5 protein-coding genes and 1 other RNA gene are annotated in these 3,591 nt (G+C 52.8%); all 6 read right to left on the reverse strand.

All coding sequences use genetic code 11. From position 1 onward, the window contains the following. Positions 1–328: hypothetical protein (locus AAAB16_RS14430; protein ID WP_340663935.1), on the reverse strand; the 328-nt coding region annotated here is incomplete at its 3' end. An 894-nt stretch (positions 329–1,222) separates the two neighbouring features. Next, positions 1,223–1,642, reverse strand: a complete 420-nt coding sequence (locus AAAB16_RS14435; RefSeq protein WP_340663936.1) for a hypothetical protein — start codon at positions 1,640–1,642, stop codon at positions 1,223–1,225. Positions 1,643–1,944: 302 nt separating this feature from the next. Next, an RNA gene (ffs, locus tag AAAB16_RS14440) (signal recognition particle sRNA small type) lies at positions 1,945–2,041 on the reverse strand. A gap of 123 nt (positions 2,042–2,164) precedes the next feature. After that, positions 2,165–3,028: an alkaline phosphatase family protein gene (locus AAAB16_RS14445; RefSeq protein WP_340663938.1), complete on the reverse strand. Its 864-nt coding sequence runs from the start codon at positions 3,026–3,028 to the stop codon at positions 2,165–2,167. Between the two features lie 15 nt (positions 3,029–3,043). Continuing rightward, positions 3,044–3,256: a PAN domain-containing protein gene (locus AAAB16_RS14450; protein WP_340663937.1), complete on the reverse strand. Its 213-nt coding sequence runs from the start codon at positions 3,254–3,256 to the stop codon at positions 3,044–3,046. 240 nt (positions 3,257–3,496) lie between these two features. Next, on the reverse strand, positions 3,497–3,591 hold a 95-nt coding region (locus AAAB16_RS14455), incomplete at its 5' end, for a hypothetical protein (protein WP_340663939.1).

Consider the following 3,591-nt stretch of genomic DNA (forward strand, 5'->3'; position numbering starts at 1 on the left):
CAGTTACATCAGCATAGGCAGGAGCCTCGCTTACCATGATTTGTCTTTTGAGTAAAAATATGGCCGAAACTAACGCAAGCACAGCGAACTTCAGCGAGGACTTGGGCTTTTTTCTTTTTATAACAGCGGCAAGGTAAAACACGTTAGCCAGCCATGAGAGCTGCCCGTCTACTATTACTCCAAGCCAACCGCTGAGTAATAACGACGCGCCTGTTTCAGGCCGAAAGCTTGGCCCCACGTAAACTGCAGTCTGCGTGAGACAAACCGCATATAAAAGTAAGCTTATAAATACGTAGGGAGGTTTTGTCGCCGCAATGAGTCCTTTCATTTACTACTTTCCTTTGGGCGATTCAGCGCCGATATACTGTCGTTTACTTTCTATTCCGGCGTATCGATATAGACTGCCGTACTACGAAGCGCGCCAGATAGGACTGGACGTAATAAGCTAAAACCTGCGTTAAAAGCAACCCCTTGGAGCAAGAAACTAAGACAGCTCAGGAAAAACATGGTCTAGAACGCGGGAGGGATAAGTGTTTTTTGTTTGAATGACTTAATGTCTACAATGCTTACCATGAACCGCTCCTAATGCTTCCCGTAGTCTCTCTCGCGCTTTCCTTTCCCGTCAGCAAGGGGACCCTCCTTTGAAAACGAATACCTATCTCTCAGCTGCCTTCGGGTCATTGGGCTAATTTTGCTTAGTCGCTGTGTCTGCGGATAGTATCGATTTGGACTTAACTCAGGGGGAATATAATCGGTCCTGTATTGAAAATCGCCCTGACAAGTTTGCACAATCCAATAATATTGGCTAACACCGCTATTGGCTGCAAAACCGTCGTATATATCCATCCTGAACACGCACCCACTAGGGAAATCTGCTTCAATAAACTGATCCCAGTCGCCGCCCTTGCCACTACCGGCCAAACACACTGATGAAACAAAAATAAGACTTAAAAAAGCCAGTGTGACGCCAGAGAGAAGGCTAAATGTTTTGGAGGCTCTCATTCCGCTGGCCTTACTTTGATGATGATACGTAGAACTTAAAAATATCAAGATACTGGCCGACCCAGTAGTTGAACGCCTGTGGGAGACGATCACTGCTTATCAATTGACCTGTGAGTGTCTGCGCACGCTCTGTTAGAGCCACGATAGACTTATGTAGCTCCAACGTTGTAACGCTTTTACATAGATAACCCTGATTCTCAGGGGCGTTAAGAGCACTGATTCATTTCAGCAGAGCTTTCAACCTCTTCACCTCTTCAAGCAGAGCGGGGACATCTTGCCGTGCATGGGCAATAAAGTCTTGATCGGCTTCAGTAGCACCTGTCAGTTCTATATCGTCCGCCCTACTGCCTTCGTCCCCAACCATGATGAAGCTTGAACCACCCTCATGGTCCCGGCCCTCAATGAAAGAGGCCCATGGTCCGGCTGTCGCGGCCAAACATCTCGCTTTTATTTCTCCAAGCTCTTCGTCAGTCATCATCAGTCGGCCTTCTTGCAAGGTGGGCATTGTAGAAGGCCATAAGGAAACATCATCCACAAGGCCAGTCGGCGAAAACGCAGCAGAACTCCCGGATGCTTTTCTCGAAAACTGCGATACCTCAGCACAAACCTCTTCAACGATATCGCTGATTTCCTGAATCATATGGACGGAGTCGATCAACTACACGGTCATCACCCGCTGCAAGCTTCTGCTCGCTCGCGCTTAGCTCAAACATACCCATCTCCCCTATCTTTCTTTCTGCCAGTAAGGCGCACCCAGACGCATACGGCAAAGCCACACGAAATACATCACACAGAGGAAGTTAGGGGGAGAAAGCTGTTTTTCGCATACGAAGAATGCATGCTGCCCCATGGAACACATTAGAGTTCTACACAGGTGTCACACATTGAGATTTTTGGTGCAGATAAGTCTTTAAAACTAGAGACTTAGAGAGAGGTGGCAACCCCCACCAGCCACACCCCGGCACACAATGTTCCCGCTGTGGCTGCTTCCTTCCGGACCTGACCAGGTTAACGGGTAATCGTTGCGGGGGGACCGATGGGGGTCACCATAACGCGTGCCTTCAAGGCTGAAGGCCGCGCCATTGTACCGGCTTGTCGAGAACTTACAACCGCCTCGTGCGCTTTAAAAACGCATCCGCTACAAGCACTTGCGTCTCTTGGCTTATAGCCCGCAAGCGGAATACTTGTGCCCGGCGGTGGCGTTGGGCAGGCCGAGAAAGTCGAGGATATGCGGGGTAACGCCATCGACTTGTAGCAGCGGCGTAGCGCTGATATCGCCCACGCAGTAGGCCGCTTTGCTTGGGTTGCGGTAGTTGTTGTTAAGGATCAGGATCGTGCCGCGCTCGCCGGCACTTTGCCCGCCGTGGCCTTTGTTCAGGCCGCCGTGGTCGGAGGCCACGACGATCAGCCACTCTTCGTGGGCATAAGCGGGGCGCGCCGTCAGGGTGTTTAGTACCTGCTGGATCTGGTGGTCCTCGCCGACAATTTTGCTCTGGTAGTAAGCATTCAGTGGCGCATAGCTGGCGGCGTGAATATCGACGTTGTGCAGGTAATAAAAGATCGCGGTGGGTGGGTTCTTCCAACCCAGCCAGCCCTTTACCGTGTCAGTGGCTTGCTGCGACTCCTTGAGCTCGTTGGCCACCACAAAGTCAGCCTCCAGGGGCTTGAGGTTGTGGGTGAGGTTGAACCAGTCGGCGACCACGCCCACGGTGGCAGTGGGATAGGCGTGTTTAATCAAGTCGAACACATGCGATTTGCGCAGCACCAGGTTGCGATCGTTGCCGGTCACACCATGTTCGCTGGCCCAAAAGCCGGTAAACGCAGTGGCCCAACCTGGCCCGCTGTACGTGCTTTGCGAACCGCCTGCCAGCACGTTGTGATGAACCGCCCCGCCATCTGCCAGCGCCTTCAGCGCCGGCGTGTTTGCGCAGCCCTTCAACAGTGTGTCCCCGCGCAGGCCATCAATGCCTATAAACAGTACATGCTTATTGCCTGGAATCGGGTTGGCTACGCCCTCGCCCCCCACCAGCAAATAGTGATCTTAGGGGTTGCCCGGGTAGTCGGTCTTTAAGCCGCCGACATCGCTGGCGCGTTTATCACTCAGGTCGCATTTATGTTGCGCCTTGAAGTAGTCGAATGACTTGCACCAGTTACGGCGAGTGGCGTCTGTGCAAGCACGGGCACAATCTTTGGGCTGAACATTGCTCAGTTGCTCAATGTTGTGCCCGGGAATGGCCGCATTGGCGACGCGCACAAACGGACAGGCAGCTGGCGTTGAGCAATAACGCCAGGCACAGATAGATGGGTTTCATGGCAATTCCGTCGCGATGAAGGCAGTGCCAAGCAGACTAGTAAAGCGAGATTGGGACTAGCAAACCCACCTGGAAAAATCTTTACCAACGGTAGGAACAAATAACGACCTGCCCTGGTACAGGTTGGCCAGACAACGTGCGCCTGCGCGCAGATGATTCCCGCGCAGGCGCCGAACAGGCTGTTAGACGCGGAAGCTGCCAACCAGTTTGGCCAGCCCCGAGGACAACTCGGAGAGCCGCTGACTGGCCTGAGTGCTTTTCTCCGAGGTAGCCGCCG

It is taken from the genome of Pseudomonas sp. (genome assembly GCF_037994325.1).
Classification (GTDB): domain Bacteria; phylum Pseudomonadota; class Gammaproteobacteria; order Pseudomonadales; family Pseudomonadaceae; genus Aquipseudomonas.